Consider the following 17241-nt stretch of genomic DNA (forward strand, 5'->3'; position numbering starts at 1 on the left):
GTTTACTGCGGCTTTGCCAAGAGCTCGATCAGCGACCGTCCCATCACTTTCGCGGAATCGAGCATGTCATCAACGCCGACATATTCATCTGGTTTGTGCGCCAAATCCAGAATGCCGGGTCCATAGGCAATACAATTTTTGAGTTTGCCGATCCGGTCAATATGCTTTTGATCGTAGGTGCCTGGGCTGACGACATATTCCGCCTGTTTGCCCATGGTTTCTTCAATTGCGTTTGCGACCGTCTTGACCACCGGTGCGTCTCTGTCGGTCATGGTCGGCAACACCCTGTGCAACTCGCGCACATCGTAGCGGAAATCGTCCCTCCGGCTTTCGACGGTTTTCAAGACATCCATGACTTCAGCCTGAACATCTTCGATGTTTTCTTCCATCAGGAAACGGCGGTCGAGAACAACCCGGCAGCTGTCTGGAACACAGGGGCTTGGCAATCCAGTGAAATCCGCTTCACCTTCCGCCTGACCGCCGTGGATCGAATTGATATTCAACGTGGATTGGCGCGCACCTTCCGGAACGACCGGCATTTCGGTGCGTTTTTCCGCAAGTGCCGGAAAGAGCCTCTCTTCCATTTCATCCAAGACGGCCCCCATGTGACGAACCGCGCAGTCTCCCAGGAACGGCATCGATCCATGGGCGATCTCGCCATAGGTTTCGACTTCCGCCCACCAGACGCCCCGGTGACCAAGGCAAATGCGGTCCTTGTTGAGGGGTTCGGGGATGATCACATGATGCACCCGATCCGGGTTGAAATAGCCTTTTTGGGCCAAATAAGCGACACCACCATAACCGCCGGATTCTTCATCCGCTGTGCCGCTGATTTCGATGGCGCCGGAAAAATCAGGACAGACGGCCAGAAAGGCCTCAGCGGCAATGATGCTGGCAGCCAGACCGCCCTTCATGTCGCACGCGCCGCGGCCATATATCTTGCCGTCTTCCAGTTCGCCGCCAAAAGGATCTTTGGTCCAGCCATGACCGACATCGACCACATCGATATGGCTGTTGAAATGCACACATTCACCCGCACGCGTTCCCTCGCGGCGGGCGATGACATTCCAGCGTGGGTATTTGTCGCTGTCTCCCGGGGCGCCATGGGCACGGATCAGCTCAATGCCAAAGCCTTTACCGCCCAGCCGTTTGCCAAGATATTCGCAAATGTCCAGGTAGTTTTCGCCTGGCGGATTGAGCGTTGGAATGCGCAAAAGATCCTGAGTCAGCGCGATGAGATCGTCGCGCCGGCCGTCAATTTCCCGGATCAGTTGGTCAGCTTGCTGCATTCGTAGCGCGCTCATTATTCACATTAGGTGTAATAACTATGCTATGTCCGGTATACGGTGCCTATACCGTATAAACACGGTGACCTATGAACGACTTTGATCAACTGACGTTTGACCACGCCCCAATGGGCCTCGCACTGACGGAACATCGCATCATCCGCAGCTGCAACGCCACGTTTGCGGCGATGTTTGGTTATGAGAAGGCTGATTTGATCGGCCAGAGTTTCCGGCTGTTGTATGGGACGGATCAGGAGTTCCACCAAGTTCGCGATATCGGGCTTGAGCCTTTGCGCCAGTCTTTGCCTTATTCGGATGAACGGCTGATGCGTTGCGCTGATGGGACCCGGATTTGGTGCCGTTTCCGCGCCCGCACCTTGACCCCGGAGGACCCGCTCGCCCAGGCGGTTCTCAGTTTTGCGGTAATTGAAGACAAGAACAGCGGTCCGCAACTGACCAACCGGGAGCGGGAAGTGCTGTTGCTCCTTTCACAGGGCAAAACCAGCAAAGAGATTGCCAGAGATTTGGGTCTCTCCCCACGAACAATCGAGGATGTCCGCGCCCGGCTTTTAAAAAAATTTCAGGTCAAAAACGTCGCGGTTTTACTTGCACGTTTGTCTGGACTTTCTGGGTAGTGGCGAACCGAGATATTTATCTTGTCCCGCGCCCGGCTTTCTCCGTCTCATAGAGCGACAGCACATCCGCCCGGCGGCAGAGTTCTGTGCCGGACGTTAGGGCGGTGGCTGCCCCCGCTGAGACACCAAGCCGGAAAGCCTCTCCAATCGAATTCCCTTCGATCAAGGACCAAACCATCGCACCGACAAAACTGTCGCCAGCGCCGACCGCCGACTTTGCCGACACATGCAGCGCCGGAACCCGCATTGCCTGATTGGCGTTGACCAGCAGCGCACCTTTCGTTCCCAGCGTGACGGCAATGTTTTCCGCAGCGCCCTTGCCGACAAGCTCCTGCGCGAAACTCCGCACACCTTCTTCATCCAGCGACCGGCCAGCCAGTTTTTCAAGCTCTCCGAGGCTGGGTTTGAACAGAAAGACACCGCCCTTATCGAGTGCAGCCTTCAAGGCCGGTCCAGACGTGTCGACAACAAAACGTGCGCCGCGTCCTGCAACGATCGCCCCCATCTTTGCGTAGGTGTCCTCAGCAATTCCTCGCGGCAGAGAACCACTGGCAACCACGTAATCCGCATCCGTTTGCGCTACGAGATCAAACACCGGCTGAAGCTCACCACTCGTCACTTCCGGTCCTTCGGGCACAAACCGGTATTCGATCCCGGAGGTTTCCTCGTGAACGGCAAAGGCCATCCTGACCGGGTATTCTATTGAATAACGATGCAACTTGATCCCGGTCTCATTCAAAAACGCGTCCAGAAGGACACCGGTCGCGCCGCCAGAGAGATAAGCAAGGTCAGGCTTACCGCCGAGTTCCGAAATCACCCGCGCCACATTAACCCCACCACCACCTGGATCCTGCCGCTGATTGGTGGTGCGGGTCTTATGCATCGACTGCACCCGCTCAGCGTCACAGGAGACATCGATTGTCGGATTAAGTGCGATGCAAAGAACTTTGGTCATGGGATCCGTTTCGCTTCTGTCAAATCTGTATTGCAGAAGTTCAAATAGGAACTCAAGTGCGGGGAAACGCGCAAAAGAAAACCCCTCTCCAGGAAGGAGAGGGGTTTAGCACCTCAAAAACTCACCTAGTGCTTCCCCGGCCTCGCGCCGGGGTCACCCTCGATGAGATCCCGGCTCAAGACCGGGACAGCACGTACCCAAGGGCTGAGCACCGGTTATCACCCAGCAGCAGCCACCGCCCGTTTGGCCATGACAGTGACCAGATTGGCGCGATATGCTGCCGAGCCGTGCAGATCAGATAGGAGATCGTCCGCATTCGGCGCAATTCCGGCCACAGCATCAGAAGACCAGTTGCTGGTGAGTGCTGATTCCATATCGTTCATCCGGAACACACCGTCCTGGCCGGCGCCGGTGACCGCTACCTTGACCGAGCCGTCTCCGCCTTTGGCAACAAAAACACCGGCCATGGCATAGCGCGACGCCGGGTTCGGGTATTTGGCATAAGCGCTTTTCTGTGCTGCTGGAAACTTCACCGAGACCACAACTTCATCTTCATCAAGCGCGGTTTCAAACATGCCGGTGAAAAAGTCTTCGGCGGAGAGTTCCCGCTTGCTGGTGACGACGGTCGCGCCCAGAGCCACCAAAGCAGACGGATAGTCAGCCGCCGGATCGTTGTTGGCGATAGAGCCGCCAATGGTGCCCATGTGGCGGACAGCCGGATCACCAATACCGCCTGCAAGCGCAGCAAGCCCTGGAAGTTTTGATTGAACGATGTCGCTGGAGGCGACCTCCGCGTGGGTTGTAGCAGCGCCGACCGCGACACCGTCGCCATCAGCGCAAATGCCGTTCATCTCAGCGATATTGGTCACATCCACCAGATCGGATGGTGCCGCCAAGCGCTGCTTCATGGTCGGCAGCAAGGTCTGGCCGCCACCCAAAATTTTGCCGTCTTTGGCCTTAGCCAGAAGGTCGGCAGCTTCGGCGGCAGAACCGGCCCGGTGATAGGTTGTTTCATACATTTTAGGGTCTCCCCAAAAAATTATCGATTGAGCGGGCGGCACACGCCGCCCGGAATGATTTGCCTTTGAGCCTTATTCGGCCGCCTGCTTCATGCCGGACTGAGCCAGAGCCCAGACCCGCTCCGGCGTTGCCGGCATGGTCAGGTCATTGGACCCCAGCGCGTCCGTGATCGCATTGATCACTGCCGGTGGAGAGCCGATTGCCCCAGCTTCGCCGCAGCCCTTCATGCCTAGCGGGTTGCCCGGGCATTCGGTGACATGGGTTGACAGCTGATAGGACGGCACATCGTCAGCACGCGGCATGGTGTAATCCATGTAGGACGCTGTCAGCAGCTGGCCGGTTTCGTCATAGGCCGCGTTTTCAAGCAACGCCTGACCGATACCTTGCGTGATGCCGCCGTGCACCTGGCCTTCCACGATCATCGGATTGATGATCTTGCCGAAGTCATCGGCAGCGGTGAAGTTGACGATTTCCGTTTTACCGGTATCCGGATCAATCTCCACCTCACAGACATAGGTGCCTGCAGGGAAGGTGAAGTTGGTCGGATCATAGAAAGCGCCTTCCTTCAAACCCGGCTCCATGCCTTCCGGCAGGTTGTGGGCCGTATAAGCGGCTAGCGCCACTTCAGTGAAGGTCAGCTTCTTATCAGTACCAGCAACTTTCAGTTCGCCGCCCTCGATCTGGATATCCCCTTCGGACGCTTCCATCAGATGAGCTGCGATCTTCTTGGCTTTGGATTCGACCTTGTCGAGCGCCTTGACGATCGCCGACATGCCAACCGCGCCGGAACGCGAGCCGTAGGTGCCCATGCCGAACTGAACCTTGTCCGTGTCGCCATGGACAATGGAGACAGCATCGGTGTCGAGACCGAAACGCTCGCTGATCAGCTGGGCAAAGGTTGTTTCATGACCCTGACCGTGACTGTGCGAGCCCGTTAGAACCTCGATTGTGCCAACCGGATTGACGCGCACTTCGGCCGATTCCCAAAGGCCAACACCGGCGCCAAGCGAACCAACGGCCGCAGACGGCGCGATGCCGCAGGCTTCGATGTAACAGGAAAGGCCAATGCCACGCAGCTTGCCACGAGAGGCCGCTTCCGCCTTACGAGCAGCAAAGCCATCGTAATCGGCAGCTTTGAGAGCCGCATCCAGTGTCGCGTCATAATCACCAGCGTCATAACACATGATCACTGGGGTCTGATGCGGGAAGGCACGGATGAAGTTCTTGCGGCGGAACTCTGCCGGGGATAGCCCGACTTCGCGCGCGGCCGTTTCCATCATGCGTTCAACCAGATAGGTCGCTTCCGGACGTCCAGCTCCACGATAGGCATCGACCGGAGTCGTATTTGTATAAACCGCCTTCACGTTGGCGTGGATTGCCGGAATGTTGTACTGGCCCGACAGCAATGTCGCGTAGAGATATGTCGGAACAGATGACGAGAACAGCGACATGTAAGCGCCAAGGTTCGCGACTGTTTTGACGCGGAAACCTGTGATCTTGTTGTCCGCATCGAGCGCCAGTTCGGCTTCCGAGCGGTGATCACGGCCATGCGCATCGGTCAGGAAGGCTTCCGTTCGGTCTGATGTCCATTTCACCGGACGTCCTACCTTCTTGGATGCCCAAAGGCAGACCATCTCTTCCGGATAGATGTAGATCTTGGAGCCGAAGCCGCCGCCAACATCCGGTGCAATTACCCGAAGCTTGTGTTCCGGCGCAACAGCGTAAAACGCCGAGAGCACCAAGCGCGCCACATGGGGGTTCTGGGATGTAGTGTAGAGCGTGTAATGCTCTTCGGCATCGTCGTAGCCAGCCAGGGCAGCGCGCGGCTCCATCGGGTTCGGCACCAGACGGTTGTTATGGATCTCCATCTTGGTGACGTGGGCTGCGCTTTCAAAGGCTGCGTTTGTTGCCGCTTCGTCGCCGATTTCCCAATCGTAGATCAGGTTGCCTTCCGCTTCCGGATGGATTTGCGGCGCGCCATCTTTCAACGCATCCAGCGGATCAACAACGGCGTCGAGTTCTTCGTAATCGACAACAACCGCATCCGCAGCATCGCGGGCTTGCGCCTGCGTATCGGCGACAACCACAGCGACTGCCTGGCCAACATGGCGGACGATTTCCGGCTCTAAAGCGCGCCAACCACCCATTTTCATCGGTGTGCCGTCTTTGGAGTGGATCATCCAACCGCAAATCAGGTTGCCAATCCCATCACCCACCAGCTGATCACCGGTTAGAACCGCATCTACACCCGGCATTGCCAGAGCAGCTTCAGAATCAATGCTTGTTACTTTTGCATGCGCATGCGGCGAGCGCACAAAGGCGGCATAGCCCATTCCCGGCATCGCCATATCATCTGTATACCGGCCCTTACCGGTGATGAAGCGCTTGTCCTCTTTGCGCAAAGCGCGGGCGCCAATCCCCTCTACTGCCATCACTCTCTCCCTCAAAATTTCTGGCTTGCCACGTCCGCTGATGCTGCACTTATCCTCCCGGCAGCACACCAACGGTCAGGCCATGGTCTCTCTCATGCGCATAAAGACGCATGCGAAAACGGTGACTGACTGTGCTTATTCAGCGGCCTGGGCCATACCGGCCATCTGGTCGGAGGCGGATTTGATCGCCTTAACGATGTTTTGATAGCCGGTGCAGCGGCAGATGTTGCCTTCCAGCTCGTGGCGGATGGTTTTTTCATCCAGATTGCCAGCGCCATGCCGGTTGATCATGTCGATTGCGCTCATGATCATGCCCGGAGTGCAAAAGCCGCACTGCAAACCGTGATGTTCGCGGAATGCGGCCTGGACCGGATGCAGATTATCGGCGCTGCCAACACCTTCCAACGTTACAACTTCGGCGCCCTCTGCTTGAGCAGCAAGCATTGTACAGGACTTCACGGCCTTACCGTTCACATGCACCACACAGGCGCCGCACTGCGACGTATCACACCCAACATGAGTTCCTGTCAGGCCGCGCACATCCCTGATAAATCCGACCAGTAGTGTGCGGTCCTCCACATCTGCCGAAACGGACTTGCCGTTCAACACCATCGACACTTTCGCCATGAATTTTTCTCCCTCAGGTATCTCCAGATCCAAGTTCCCGCGTCCAACCGGATTCCCAGACCCAAAATTTCTCCGGCTTTCCGCCGGTTGTATGCCGTTCTCAACCCAGCAACTTCAGATGGTTCCGGGTCCTCCTTGCAAGAACTTTCTAAAACACTGGGCCAAAGGTCAACCGCCGCCTTTGCAGCGGCGGTCAATTTCAGCTGGCCAGGGCCAAAACAATAATCAAACCGGCCAGTGCGACCATGCCCCAGACCATCGGCCCGCCGAAGGCACCGCGGCCGGCCGCCGCTTCAATATTCTCTTCGGCTTTATGGATTTGTTCCTCGACAGCGTGTTCTGCATCCTCCAAGGCATGAACCACTGTGTCAGGCGCATCCTCCATTGCCAAACGCTTGGCCTCTTCCGCAACACCTGGATCAAGCTCCTGGGCATTCCCGGCTGAGGCTTCCGCCACCGTTTCTGCCGGACCGGCAACGGCTTCTGAGAATTTCGTAAAGAACTCTTCAGCCATTTTTTTAGCCGTGGAATCGATCAGCCGACTGCCGAGTTGCGCCAGTTTGCCGCCGACCTGCGCCTTTGCGGTATATTCCAGCAAGGTGCCGCCCTCGGCGTCACTCAGCTTCACATCCGCTGATCCCTTGGCAAAGCCGGCAACGCCGCCCTTACCTTCGCCAACAATCGTGTAGCTTTCCGGTGCATTGATGTTTTCGAGCGTGACCGCGCCTTTGAACTTGGCTTTTACCGGACCGATTTTCGAGGTCACGGCAGCGGTCATTTCCGTGTCAGATGTTTTTTCCAAGGACTCGCAGCCCGGGATACACACCTTCAAAACTTCCGCATCATTCAATGCAGACCAGACAGCATCCCGCGATGCCGGAATCAGTTGACTGCCCGATAACTCCATTGTCTCCCTCCAAAGCCGATCTTTTTTTAAAATCGGAAGCTTATAGAAAAGAACAGTGGCCCGGCCCTGTACACTGTACTTTAGGCCACGACCTCATCAATGAATGAAGGTGCGACCTAAGACGAGTCTCCGCTCTCCTTTACAAGCCTCCCGCTCAACAGCTACAAATTTATTGTGGTGACGGCAATCCCAGAGACAAGAGGAGGCTGGCATCTGGGAGGACAGTTTGGATCAAAAAGCCTGGACGCGATATGGCTGCGGGGTGGTTGCTCTGACAGCCAGCCGGCCAGAAGAAACTTTTTTTTGGACAGAATTGGGCGCTGCTGCGGCCTCCGGCCAGTTCACACTTGGTCTGTTGTTTTTTTCGCAAGACAATTTTTCAGCTGACGTTATTCAAGCGCAGATGGCGCAGTATGCTGCGGAACTTTCCTATGCCGCCTGTTCAACGGCAGGGGAAATAGGCGCCTTGGGCAATGACACCGGCCAATGCCTGGCAATTTTGTTCCCGAAAGACCAGTTTACCATCGAGCCGATCAGGATCGATGGAATCCGGACCATCGGCTTTGACCGGATCGTTGCACAAGTCAAACAAGCCCGGCAGACTTTTGAGAAAGAACATCAACCTTCCGCTCTATATCCAGATATGGGCGAAACCTTCGCAATTTGTCTGATCGACGGGCTGTCCGTTGTGGAAGAAATGGTCACCGCAGCACTTCACTGGGCGCTGGAAGATATTCCGCTTCTTGGCGGTTCATCCGGAGACAGTATGCGGTTTGCAAAAACGTCCCTGATCCTCAACGGTACTGCCGGTGACGATTGCGCATTGGTTCTTTTGTGCCGCAGCAAAGTGCCGTTCAAGATTTTTAAAACCGACCACTTTGTGCCAACGGAACGCAAACTCGTTGTCACCCGGTCGGATCCGGCAAGACGCATCATTTACGAATTTAATGCAGCGGAAGCGGCTTCCGAATATGCCCTGGCGGTGGGTCTTGATCCCTCGTCGCTGTCGGCAATGAGTTTTGCATCCAATCCTCTGGTGGTCCGCGTTGGCGGTGAATACTACTGCCGCTCGGTGCAAAAGGTTAATCCGGACGGGTCCCTGTCCTTCTTTTGTGCCATCGACGATGGCATCGTGCTCACCGTTGCAGAACCGACCGGCATGACCCGCTCAACCCGGGAAGCCTTCGAAAGCGTCGATAAAGAGATCGGCGGGATTGACTTTGTGTTGGGGTTTGATTGCGCGCTGCGCCGGATCGATGCACAAAACCGCCAGGCTACCCAACGCATCAATGCTATCTACGACACGTATAATGTTCTCGGTTTCAACACCTATGGCGAACAATATCTGTCGATGCACCTCAATCACACATTCACCGGGATCGCATTTGCAAGAGCCCCATCTGGTCCGGGAGCACTCTTATGAGCCTTTACGATATTGATGACCCGGCCCGCCTGAAAAAAATCAACGCTGCACTGGTCAACCGGGTCGAACAGGCGATTGATCAGCAGAGAAACGCCTTTTCCCTGTTTCAGACGGCAATATCTTTGGAAGGGCAGATCCGGCGCCGCACGGATGAGCTCACATCCGCCTTGCATAGGGTGGAGGAAATCAATGTTGAGTTGGCGCGGCAAAAGGATATTTCGGAAAAAGCCAACCGGTCAAAAACGCAGTTTCTTGCGGCCGCAAGCCACGACATCCTACAGCCACTCAATGCGGCCCAGCTGACCATTTCTTCGCTCTATGACCTTCAAGAGTCCGACAAAGCCCGGGCGATGGTTGGCCAGGTTGAGCGATCGCTGGACACAATGAACGAGCTCCTGCGCACACTTCTGGATATTTCCCGGCTGGATGCCGGGGTCACGACACCGCGTTTTACCTCCGTTCCGATCCCGCCAATTCTCGACAGCCTGTTGTCGGACCTCCGGCCGATCGCCGAAAAAAAAGGCCTTCGGCTGCGCGTCGCCGTCACCAATGACTGCGTTTACACCGACCGGCTGATGTTGCGACGCGCGCTGCAGAACCTGATTTCAAATGCCATCCGCTACACCGATCAAGGGGGAGTCTTAATCGGCACAAGGCGGCAGGGCGACCGAATTTCCATTGAGGTGATCGACACCGGGCGCGGCATTCCGGAAGACCAGCAGGAAAAGATATTTGAAGAATTTCACCGTGGCCCTCTGGCCGAGGGTGATTTCGATCAGGGAACCGGACTTGGTTTGGGACTTGCCATCGTCAGCCGGCTAGTCACCGCTCTCAATCATGAAGTCTCGGTGAATTCGGCTCCGGGCAAAGGTAGTATTTTCCGCATCAGCGCGCTGCGGGCCTCCGAACCGCCAGCCGTGCGGATAGGAGAGTCGATCCAATCAGCTCCAGCCCCGGCAAATGCAAATCTTGCTGGCAAGAAAATCCTGGTTCTGGAAAATGATCCGGCAGTGCTTGAGGCTATGAAGGGGCTGCTGGCGACCTGGGGCTGCGATTTCAAGATGGCCCGTTCGACCCATCAAGCTCTAACAGCGCTGGATAGCAACAGCTGGATCCCTGACTTGATCATTGCCGACCATCATCTGGATTTCGGCAATCTGGGCACAGATACCCTCGTCCATTTGTTCGGTATTCTTCCGGTCCGAGTTCCGGCGATCCTTGCAACGGCCGATGCCTCTGAAGCCGTTGTCGAACAAGCGGCCAGCCTCGGTGTTGAACATATGCGCAAGCCGGTGAAACCAGCTCAGCTGCGGGCACTGGCAACGCATCTCATCAACGGCGGCGAATAAACTGCCTGCCGATTACTGAAGCGGTGGCGTAGCCTCTGTCGTGGACAAAACATCAAATGGGTCAGCAGTGCCCAATGCTTCCAGCCGTTTTACTTCAATCACCGCCTGGGTCCGGCTGGAAACACTCAGTTTGCGCAGAATTTCGGACACATGCGCTTTGACTGTCGTTTCGCCAACCGAAAGCTCATAGGCGATCTGCTTGTTCAAAAGGCCGTTGCAGATCATCTGCAAAACTCGGATTTGCTGCGGCGTCAAACTGGCGAGCCGTTCAATCATCTTACGGGTTTCATCATCGATCGGCTCATCGGCCGCATCACAATAGTTTTCCGGCACATAGACAGCACCGTTCATCACCTGTTGGATGGCATTAGCGAGCGTGGTTTTCTTCGATGATTTCGGAATAAAGCCGGCCGCTCCATAGGCCATCACCTGCGCGATGATCGGCGGATCTTCAGCTCCGGAAACGACCACGACCGGGAGCCGGGGATAGTGGGTCCTAAGGTGAAGAAGGCCATCCATTCCTTTTACTCCGGGCATGGACAGGTCTAAAAGTGCCAGATCAAAACTGGAATCATCTTTGAGAAGCCTGCTAGCTTCATCAAGTGATGCCGCATCAAGCGTGTCAGAGTTCGGATACGCCAACTCAACCGCGCTGTGCAATGCTTCCCTAAACAGGGGATGATCGTCAATGATCAGGAATTTGCTCGCGCCGTTGCTTTCAATAGACATGGCTGTGGGCCTCCCCTCTCCAATTAGATCCGCACATTTCGGTCTGTATTACGTTTCAAAACCGTAGCTAGGTCATCAGTGTTTCTCGAGAATGATGTCAACTCAACTGTCCTTTAGATGAAAGTCTCGCGGAGATTGCCCTGTCGCAGGAAGCCGCTGCGTCATAAGATTAAAGTTGAAGTTTTGGTTCAGTTTTTTTTGTGGCAGTGGTTCCAATACCGCTCCTTTTTGGTGTAAGGAACGATGAGCCAAGGCATAGTCTCTGACGCAATTCGGAACAGTTTGCCACAGCCACGACAATCAAAATTCCTTTGCAATCTGTAACTTAGATCCGGAACACCGCTGATACGGCCGTGGTAATCCGGTCCTCTATGCGGTGGTACTGCGCCATTTATCGGGCGTCGGTTCATCGGCGGCAAATTCGGCAACCCCGCCAAATACGTTTCCAAAACTGCGAAGGGTGCACCTCCAAGACGCCGGCGCTCCGGCTGGCCAATGACCCTTGTTCGAATGCACAAAGGAGAACGCGGATGAAAAAAATTCTGGTTTCTTGCCTGATTGCCCTTGCTGGTTTGGCGGGCTTAAGTGCGCAAGCTCAATCGGCTGAGGCGATCACCGTGCAGCTGAATACTGCGGAAACAGCCGGTGACGCCTGCCGCCTGACCTTTGTCATCAAGAACGATCTTGCTGCTGGCCTGGACGCGCTCGGATTTGATCTGGTTACGTTCGATCCGTCTGAAGGCGTCTCAGGCTATGCAGCGGTCAACTTCGGCACCATTCCACCGGGAAAGACCGTCGTCCGCCAATATGATGTCGGCAATGGCGCGTGCACCGGAATTTCCCGGGTTCTTCTGAACGAAGTCCGGGTTTGCGAAGCCGATAAGGCGGCCGTTGCAAACTGCCTGTCCAAGCTGAGCATCTCGTCCCGGTCTGACATCGACTTCATCATGTAATGGCGGACCAAATGCCCCAATATCTTGCTGCGGCCCTGCCGTCTTTCCTTGCGCCGCTTACCGGTTTGATCGACCAGGGCGGCCCTGTCGTTCTTCTTCTTTTTTGCCTATCGATTGTAGCGGTTGGCCTCATCTTGGCGAAAGTCCTGCAGTTTTCCTTCCTGGGCGTTGGCCGGCATAACGGTGCGCGCGCGGCATTGGCCCTGTGGCTCGATGGGAAGCACCATGACGCTCAGTCGTTGGCCGAACAAAAGAACTCTGTTTTGGCAAATGTTCTGGTCAAGCTGATGTCCAGTACGCATCTGGCCAATGTCGATCATGTGCTTTTGAAAGAGGACATTGAGCGGATCTGCATCCAGCGCATCAATGTGTTGCGGGCCTATTTGCGTCCGCTGGATATGATCGCACAAACCGCTCCGCTGATTGGCCTGCTTGGAACAGTACTTGGCATGATCGAGGCATTCCAGGCCATGCAAGGAGCTGGCGCTGCGGTCGACCCGTCGGTTCTCGCCGGCGGTATCTGGGTGGCCCTGCTGACAACTGCGGTCGGCTTGGCCGTTGCAATTCCTGTGTCTGCGATTGTCGGCTGGTTCGACAGCCGGGTCGAAGCCGAGCAAGCCGAAATGGAAGCCCTGGTAACGGCCTTCTTCACCGGCGGTGTTGCTGACCGGGGCACTGCCGAAGTGGTGGCGCTGGATATTCCGGAGCCGAGGCATGCGGTTTAAAGCAAGGCAGAAGCGGAAACCGCTTGGCCTGACATCTCTGATTGATGTGATCTTTCTGCTCCTCTTGTTTTTCATGCTGGCATCCAGCTTTACCCGCTACCAGGCCCTTGAGGTTGCCAGCGGCGGGCAAGGCGGTGGTGCCGATGTCAAACCGGCGTTCCTGCGCATTCACAGCGCCGAGCGTATCGACCTCAATGGCAGGCAGCTGCAAAAACCGGAACTAGTGGAGAAATTCGCCGGCCTTATTGGAGATAAACCGGTCGTGGTCGCGATCTGGTCTGGTCCTGAAGCCAACGTTCAAGATGTTGTCGATGTCATGTCTGCTGCCCGTCAAACGGGTCTCAAAACCGTGCTGGTCACCGGAGATTAGGGCCTGCCATGCGCTTTAACCGAACCCAAAAACGACAACCACCGGAAAACACGATTCCTTTAATCAATGTCGTGTTCTTGATGCTGATCTTCTTCCTGTTCGCCGGATCAATCTCCAAGGACGATGCCAGGGAACTTGAGCCGCCACTCAACATCCTTGAAGACGAAACCATCCGCTCGACCGGCGCCCTGATCATCGATCAGGAGGGAAAGACGCACGCGGGCGATCAGGAAATTGGTGTCCTCGATTGGGTCGCGTTGCGCGAGGCTGAAGCCGAAGACGGCGAACCCTTGAAAATCGCCGCAGACGGTACGCTTGGCGCCGATCATTTGGAAAAAGTCCTCCAGGAGCTGAAGACCACAGGCCGAACAGACATTGTTTTGATTACCAGAAGAGGCACACAGTGACGTTTCCGCGTTTCTTAGCTGCTGGATTGGCGCTCTCTTTTCTGTTCCACGGAGCCGGCTCTGCCTATTTTGCCAAGGATCCGAATGAGATCGAAATCGCCGCCTCTCAAGGCGGTGGTGTTTCGGTCATCGGCTCTTTGGAAGATCTGGTAGCTGGCAGTAAAGTCGAAGAAATAACGCCGGAAGAGCCGGTCGAGGAAATAGAGCCGGAAACCGAACCGGTTGAGCTCGTTCAGGCAAAGCCAGTTGAAGTGGCCAAGGTCGAAACCCCGGTTCAAACGCAAACCCAGCCGATTGAAGCACCAGTCACTCCGGTTGTCAGTGAAACGGTCCCCATTGTTGCCGGCGTCACATCCATCGAAGCGGTCACGGCTGAAACGGTAATTCTGCCCACGCCGGAGCCGGAAAAAGCAGAACAGGTCACAACAAAAGAAGTAACGCCTCCCAAACCGGTTGAAAAGGTCGAGACCCTCCAGCAAAAACCGGAAGAGATTGCGGATATCAAACCGGACCTGGAAGAAGCGGTTGAAGTTGCTGAACCGCTCAACCCAATTGTTAAAACGCCGCCGGTCAAACCAGAACCTCTGATCAAAGAAGCCAAACTCGTTGAGAAGGTGAAGCCGGTTCAGGAGATAAAACCGGTCAAACACCTCAAGCCTGTAGAGAAGAAGAAAAACCCGGCCAAAAAGGCCAAGAAAAAGGGCGCCGACAGAAACTCCCAAAAAGGTGGTAGCCAGGTTACCAGCAGGACCGCCAACTCGAATGCGAACGGCCGGGCGAACGCTCGGACCAATGATGGCGGGACCAAAGCGGCGTCAAACTACAAGGGCAAGGTTTTCTCCAAAGTACGCCGCGCCCAGCGCTACCCGCGTAAGGCCGAACGCAAGAAGATCCAAGGAACGGTTCATGTCTCTTTCACGGTGGCAAAAACCGGATCAGTCTCCAACATCCGTGTTGTTCGGTCATCAGGCCATGCCATCTTGGACAAGGCCGCCGCAGACCAGGTCCGGCGGGCGGCGCCCATGCCCAAGTTTCCGAAAAACATCAACAAAACCAAACTCGCATTCAAAGCGCGGATTGCGTTCAAAAGCCGCCGTTAAGCCTTTCCAGATCAAGCCGGTGTGTTGTTCCGGTAACAGCACATTCAATTATGTGAGTTTTTACTCACATTAATACTTGCGCAAAGTACTCAAGATTTATAAAGCTGCGTCATCATAAGATCCGAGCCAGAAGCCAGGATGCATACAGATGGGCAATAGGGCACATGTTGAAATATTCTGGCTTGGTCACAGCCGCACTCCTGGCAGCTGTGCAGGGTGCTGCTGCGCAGGACCTAACACTTGAAGATGAAACCGTCCTCAGCAGCGACGATGCAACGCTTCTGGACGTGATAACCGTTACTTCCGCAACCCGGACAGAAACGCCGATTGATGAAGCAACCGTCTCGGTCTCGGTCGTTACCGAAGACCAGGTCGAGCGCCAGGCCAACGTCAATTCCAACATCGGTCAGATCCTGTCGAAGACCGTTCCTGGCTTCGGGCAATCGACCGAAAACTTGACCGAATATGGTCAGACGCTGCGCGGCCGGAACTTCTTGACCCTGATCGACGGGGTGCCGCAGACTAACAATTTGAACAACAACTACCGCGCGCTGAACAACATCAGCCCGTCTGCCATCGGGCAGATCGAAGTAGTCCGTGGCGCAACGGCGGCGTATGGCTTCGGCGCGCCGGGTGGTCTCGTCAACATCATCACCAAAACGCCGGAAGACGGAGAGTTCAACGCCAACCTCAGCCTCGGCTTCAAGGCATCTCCGTCTAATTTTGGTGAATCGCTCTCCTACATCACAGAAGCTGGGGCATCCAGGGCCAAGAACGGCTTCTTCTATCTTGCCAACGGCAGCTGGGAAGACAGTGGCGTCTCCTTTGCCGCAGATGGCGCACGCCGCCCTCCGGATTCCTTCGGCACCCAGGGCGGGACAGATAATATCGGCGCGTTCAACTTCCTCGGTAAATTGGGATACGAGCACGAGAACCACCGGGTTCTCTTCAGTGCGAACAAGTACCGCTACTGGCAGGACAGCAATTGGGCCGGCATCGTTTCCGGCGGCAGCCGCGCAAACAACACCAGTGCGACCCCATCCCGCGGTAACTTGAACACCCGCACACCAGGAACTGACAATCTGACGCTCAACGCCAACTACACCAATGATGACATCTTGAGTGGTTCGCTGGATCTTCAGGCCTACTACAACGACAACACAACCACCTTCACCCGGACAGAATTCTTCGGCTTCCAATACGATCAGTATGAGACCGAATCCCAGAAACTCGGTGGACGGGCAACGTTCGACACGCCAATGCCCATCGACCAAGTGCCAGTCGATCTCGTCTGGGGTCTCGATGTCTTGAACGACAAGACCAAAACCAACCCGATTGACGGCCCGGTCGACACCCCGGAGTATGATCTCGTTGGTTTGGCTCCATTTGCCCAGCTGCGTGCTGAGCTGTTTGATGACCGGGCCAAACTGACCGCAGGTGTGCGCTACGAACATCTCTCCGTCGACATCAACGATTATGTCAATGAGATCGGCACGTCGGTTACCGGTGGCACGCTGACATTCCGGGAACCGCTGTTCAACATCTCCGGGTCCGTTGACCTCAACGATACTTTCACCGTGTTCGGCGGTTTTTCTCAAGGCTTCCAGCTGGGTGACCTCGGACGGTACCTCTACAATTCCGATTTCACCAATGTGTCGCAGCTATCCGACGATGGACAGAAAACCGACAGCTATGAAGTCGGCCTGCGTGCTGTCGGCAACGCCTGGGATGCGTCGATCACCGGCTTCTATAATAAGTCCAACAATGGCGTGACCTACGACGCCAACCTAGACATTGTTCTGTCACCGGAGCAGATCTGGGGTGTCGAGATTGCAGCCAATTATGATGTTACCGATCAGATCGCTGTCGGCGGTACGCTGACCTGGCTTGAGGGTGAATACGATACGACCGGAGACGGCAAATACGATTCCGATCTCGGGTCAGACCGGATCGCGCCGCTGAAATTGACCGGCTATGTCGAGTATTCACCGCGTGACTGGGCGAACTTCCGCCTGCAGGGCCTTTACTCTGGCCACCGCGACCCGGACAGCACGCAGTTCACCGGCATCGAAACCATCGACTCTTATTTCGTGATGGATGCGTTTGCCGACTTCCAGGTCAACGACACATCCAAACTTTCGTTGGGTGTCGAGAACATGCTCAACGCGGACTATGTCCCCGTCTTGCAGCAGGCCTATTCAGTCCAGTCCTACGGCTATGATGACTATTATTACGTCAAAGCACCGGGAGTGACCTTCTCAGCCAAATACTCTGTGAAGTTCTAACTCCTAAAGCTCCGCCGTCCCCACGCGGCGGAGCTTTT

Annotated in this window: 16 protein-coding genes; 9 read left to right on the plus strand and 7 right to left on the minus strand. The window is 55.7% G+C overall.

Features of this window, described 5'->3' with window-relative positions; translation table 11 throughout:
- Positions 1-2: 2 nt before the first annotated feature.
- Positions 3-1289 (minus strand): acetylornithine deacetylase/succinyl-diaminopimelate desuccinylase family protein, encoded by a 1287-nt coding sequence (locus FJ695_RS03260; protein ID WP_141184104.1) that lies wholly within the window; start codon positions 1287-1289, stop codon positions 3-5.
- 86 nt (positions 1290-1375) lie between these two features.
- Here FJ695_RS03260 and FJ695_RS28225 point away from each other — a divergent pair, with 86 nt between their 5' ends.
- Complete coding sequence (locus tag FJ695_RS28225; protein WP_141184105.1) at positions 1376-1921, plus strand: PAS and helix-turn-helix domain-containing protein; 546 nt, start codon at positions 1376-1378, stop codon at positions 1919-1921.
- Between the two features lie 16 nt (positions 1922-1937).
- Here FJ695_RS28225 and FJ695_RS03270 read toward each other — a convergent pair whose 3' ends face one another.
- From FJ695_RS03270 to FJ695_RS03290, 5 genes are all read right to left on the minus strand, one after another.
- Complete coding sequence (locus FJ695_RS03270) at positions 1938-2876, minus strand: 1-phosphofructokinase family hexose kinase (protein ID WP_141184106.1); 939 nt, start codon at positions 2874-2876, stop codon at positions 1938-1940.
- Positions 2877-3094: 218 nt separating this feature from the next.
- The gene (locus FJ695_RS03275; RefSeq protein WP_141184107.1) at positions 3095-3895 is read right to left on the minus strand and encodes a xanthine dehydrogenase family protein subunit M; all 801 of its coding nucleotides are present in this window, start codon (positions 3893-3895) and stop codon (positions 3095-3097) included.
- A gap of 72 nt (positions 3896-3967) precedes the next feature.
- Positions 3968-6328, minus strand: a complete 2361-nt coding sequence (locus tag FJ695_RS03280; RefSeq protein WP_141184108.1) for a xanthine dehydrogenase family protein molybdopterin-binding subunit — start codon at positions 6326-6328, stop codon at positions 3968-3970.
- 135 nt (positions 6329-6463) lie between these two features.
- Positions 6464-6955 (minus strand): (2Fe-2S)-binding protein, encoded by a 492-nt coding sequence (locus tag FJ695_RS03285; RefSeq protein WP_141184109.1) that lies wholly within the window; start codon positions 6953-6955, stop codon positions 6464-6466.
- Between the two features lie 199 nt (positions 6956-7154).
- The gene (locus FJ695_RS03290) at positions 7155-7862 is read right to left on the minus strand and encodes a carbon monoxide dehydrogenase subunit G (protein WP_141184110.1); all 708 of its coding nucleotides are present in this window, start codon (positions 7860-7862) and stop codon (positions 7155-7157) included.
- A 226-nt stretch (positions 7863-8088) separates the two neighbouring features.
- Here FJ695_RS03290 and FJ695_RS03295 point away from each other — a divergent pair, with 226 nt between their 5' ends.
- Together FJ695_RS03295 and FJ695_RS03300 are read left to right on the plus strand one after the other, a co-directional pair.
- The gene (locus FJ695_RS03295; protein WP_141184111.1) at positions 8089-9285 is read left to right on the plus strand and encodes an FIST N-terminal domain-containing protein; all 1197 of its coding nucleotides are present in this window, start codon (positions 8089-8091) and stop codon (positions 9283-9285) included.
- On the plus strand, positions 9282-10634 hold the full coding sequence (locus FJ695_RS03300; RefSeq protein ID WP_141184112.1) for a hybrid sensor histidine kinase/response regulator: 1353 nt from the start codon (positions 9282-9284) through the stop codon (positions 10632-10634). Before FJ695_RS03295 ends, FJ695_RS03300 begins: the two co-directional genes overlap by 4 nt.
- 12 nt (positions 10635-10646) lie before the next feature.
- On the opposite strand, the gene FJ695_RS03305 is transcribed toward FJ695_RS03300, so the two are convergent.
- The gene (locus tag FJ695_RS03305) at positions 10647-11363 is read right to left on the minus strand and encodes a response regulator transcription factor (protein WP_141184113.1); all 717 of its coding nucleotides are present in this window, start codon (positions 11361-11363) and stop codon (positions 10647-10649) included.
- A gap of 530 nt (positions 11364-11893) precedes the next feature.
- Here FJ695_RS03305 and FJ695_RS03310 point away from each other — a divergent pair.
- The 6 genes from FJ695_RS03310 (at position 11894) to FJ695_RS03335 (ending at position 17203) form a co-directional block, all read left to right on the plus strand.
- Positions 11894-12316 carry a hypothetical protein gene (locus FJ695_RS03310; protein ID WP_141184114.1) on the plus strand — a complete coding sequence of 141 codons (423 nt, stop codon included), beginning with the start codon at positions 11894-11896 and terminating at the stop codon, positions 12314-12316.
- An 11-nt stretch (positions 12317-12327) separates the two neighbouring features.
- Positions 12328-13041, plus strand: a complete 714-nt coding sequence (locus FJ695_RS03315; protein WP_141184115.1) for a MotA/TolQ/ExbB proton channel family protein — start codon at positions 12328-12330, stop codon at positions 13039-13041.
- Positions 13031-13411 (plus strand): biopolymer transporter ExbD, encoded by a 381-nt coding sequence (locus FJ695_RS03320; RefSeq protein WP_141184116.1) that lies wholly within the window; start codon positions 13031-13033, stop codon positions 13409-13411. Before FJ695_RS03315 ends, FJ695_RS03320 begins: the two co-directional genes overlap by 11 nt.
- Before the next feature lie 8 nt (positions 13412-13419).
- Positions 13420-13818 (plus strand): biopolymer transporter ExbD, encoded by a 399-nt coding sequence (locus FJ695_RS03325; protein ID WP_141184117.1) that lies wholly within the window; start codon positions 13420-13422, stop codon positions 13816-13818.
- On the plus strand, positions 13815-14918 hold the full coding sequence (locus FJ695_RS03330; protein ID WP_141184118.1) for an energy transducer TonB: 1104 nt from the start codon (positions 13815-13817) through the stop codon (positions 14916-14918). Before FJ695_RS03325 ends, FJ695_RS03330 begins: the two co-directional genes overlap by 4 nt.
- A 164-nt stretch (positions 14919-15082) precedes the next feature.
- Positions 15083-17203, plus strand: coding sequence for a TonB-dependent receptor (locus tag FJ695_RS03335; RefSeq protein WP_141184119.1), 2121 nt, complete (start codon positions 15083-15085; stop codon positions 17201-17203).
- Positions 17204-17241: the final 38 nt, after the last annotated feature.

The organism is Labrenzia sp. PHM005, assembly GCF_006517275.1.
In the GTDB taxonomy this organism is placed as follows: Bacteria; Pseudomonadota; Alphaproteobacteria; order Rhizobiales; family Stappiaceae; genus Roseibium.

What these genes read in the sequence shown, in the direction of transcription:
- FJ695_RS03260 (WP_141184104.1), bottom strand. Translation starts at nt 1,289, where the DNA reads ATGCAGCAAGCTGACCAACTGATCCGGGAAATTGACGGCCGGCGCGAC.
- FJ695_RS28225 (WP_141184105.1), top strand. Translation starts at nt 1,376, where the DNA reads ATGAACGACTTTGATCAACTGACGTTTGACCACGCCCCAATGGGCCTC.
- FJ695_RS03270 (WP_141184106.1), bottom strand. Translation starts at nt 2,876, where the DNA reads ATGACCAAAGTTCTTTGCATCGCACTTAATCCGACAATCGATGTCTCC.
- FJ695_RS03275 (WP_141184107.1), bottom strand. Translation starts at nt 3,895, where the DNA reads ATGTATGAAACAACCTATCACCGGGCCGGTTCTGCCGCCGAAGCTGCC.
- FJ695_RS03280 (WP_141184108.1), bottom strand. Translation starts at nt 6,328, where the DNA reads ATGGCAGTAGAGGGGATTGGCGCCCGCGCTTTGCGCAAAGAGGACAAG.
- FJ695_RS03285 (WP_141184109.1), bottom strand. Translation starts at nt 6,955, where the DNA reads ATGGCGAAAGTGTCGATGGTGTTGAACGGCAAGTCCGTTTCGGCAGAT.
- FJ695_RS03290 (WP_141184110.1), bottom strand. Translation starts at nt 7,862, where the DNA reads ATGGAGTTATCGGGCAGTCAACTGATTCCGGCATCGCGGGATGCTGTC.
- FJ695_RS03300 (WP_141184112.1), top strand. Translation starts at nt 9,282, where the DNA reads ATGAGCCTTTACGATATTGATGACCCGGCCCGCCTGAAAAAAATCAAC.
- FJ695_RS03305 (WP_141184113.1), bottom strand. Translation starts at nt 11,363, where the DNA reads ATGTCTATTGAAAGCAACGGCGCGAGCAAATTCCTGATCATTGACGAT.
- FJ695_RS03310 (WP_141184114.1), top strand. Translation starts at nt 11,894, where the DNA reads ATGAAAAAAATTCTGGTTTCTTGCCTGATTGCCCTTGCTGGTTTGGCG.
- FJ695_RS03315 (WP_141184115.1), top strand. Translation starts at nt 12,328, where the DNA reads ATGCCCCAATATCTTGCTGCGGCCCTGCCGTCTTTCCTTGCGCCGCTT.
- FJ695_RS03320 (WP_141184116.1), top strand. Translation starts at nt 13,031, where the DNA reads ATGCGGTTTAAAGCAAGGCAGAAGCGGAAACCGCTTGGCCTGACATCT.
- FJ695_RS03325 (WP_141184117.1), top strand. Translation starts at nt 13,420, where the DNA reads ATGCGCTTTAACCGAACCCAAAAACGACAACCACCGGAAAACACGATT.
- FJ695_RS03335 (WP_141184119.1), top strand. Translation starts at nt 15,083, where the DNA reads ATGTTGAAATATTCTGGCTTGGTCACAGCCGCACTCCTGGCAGCTGTG.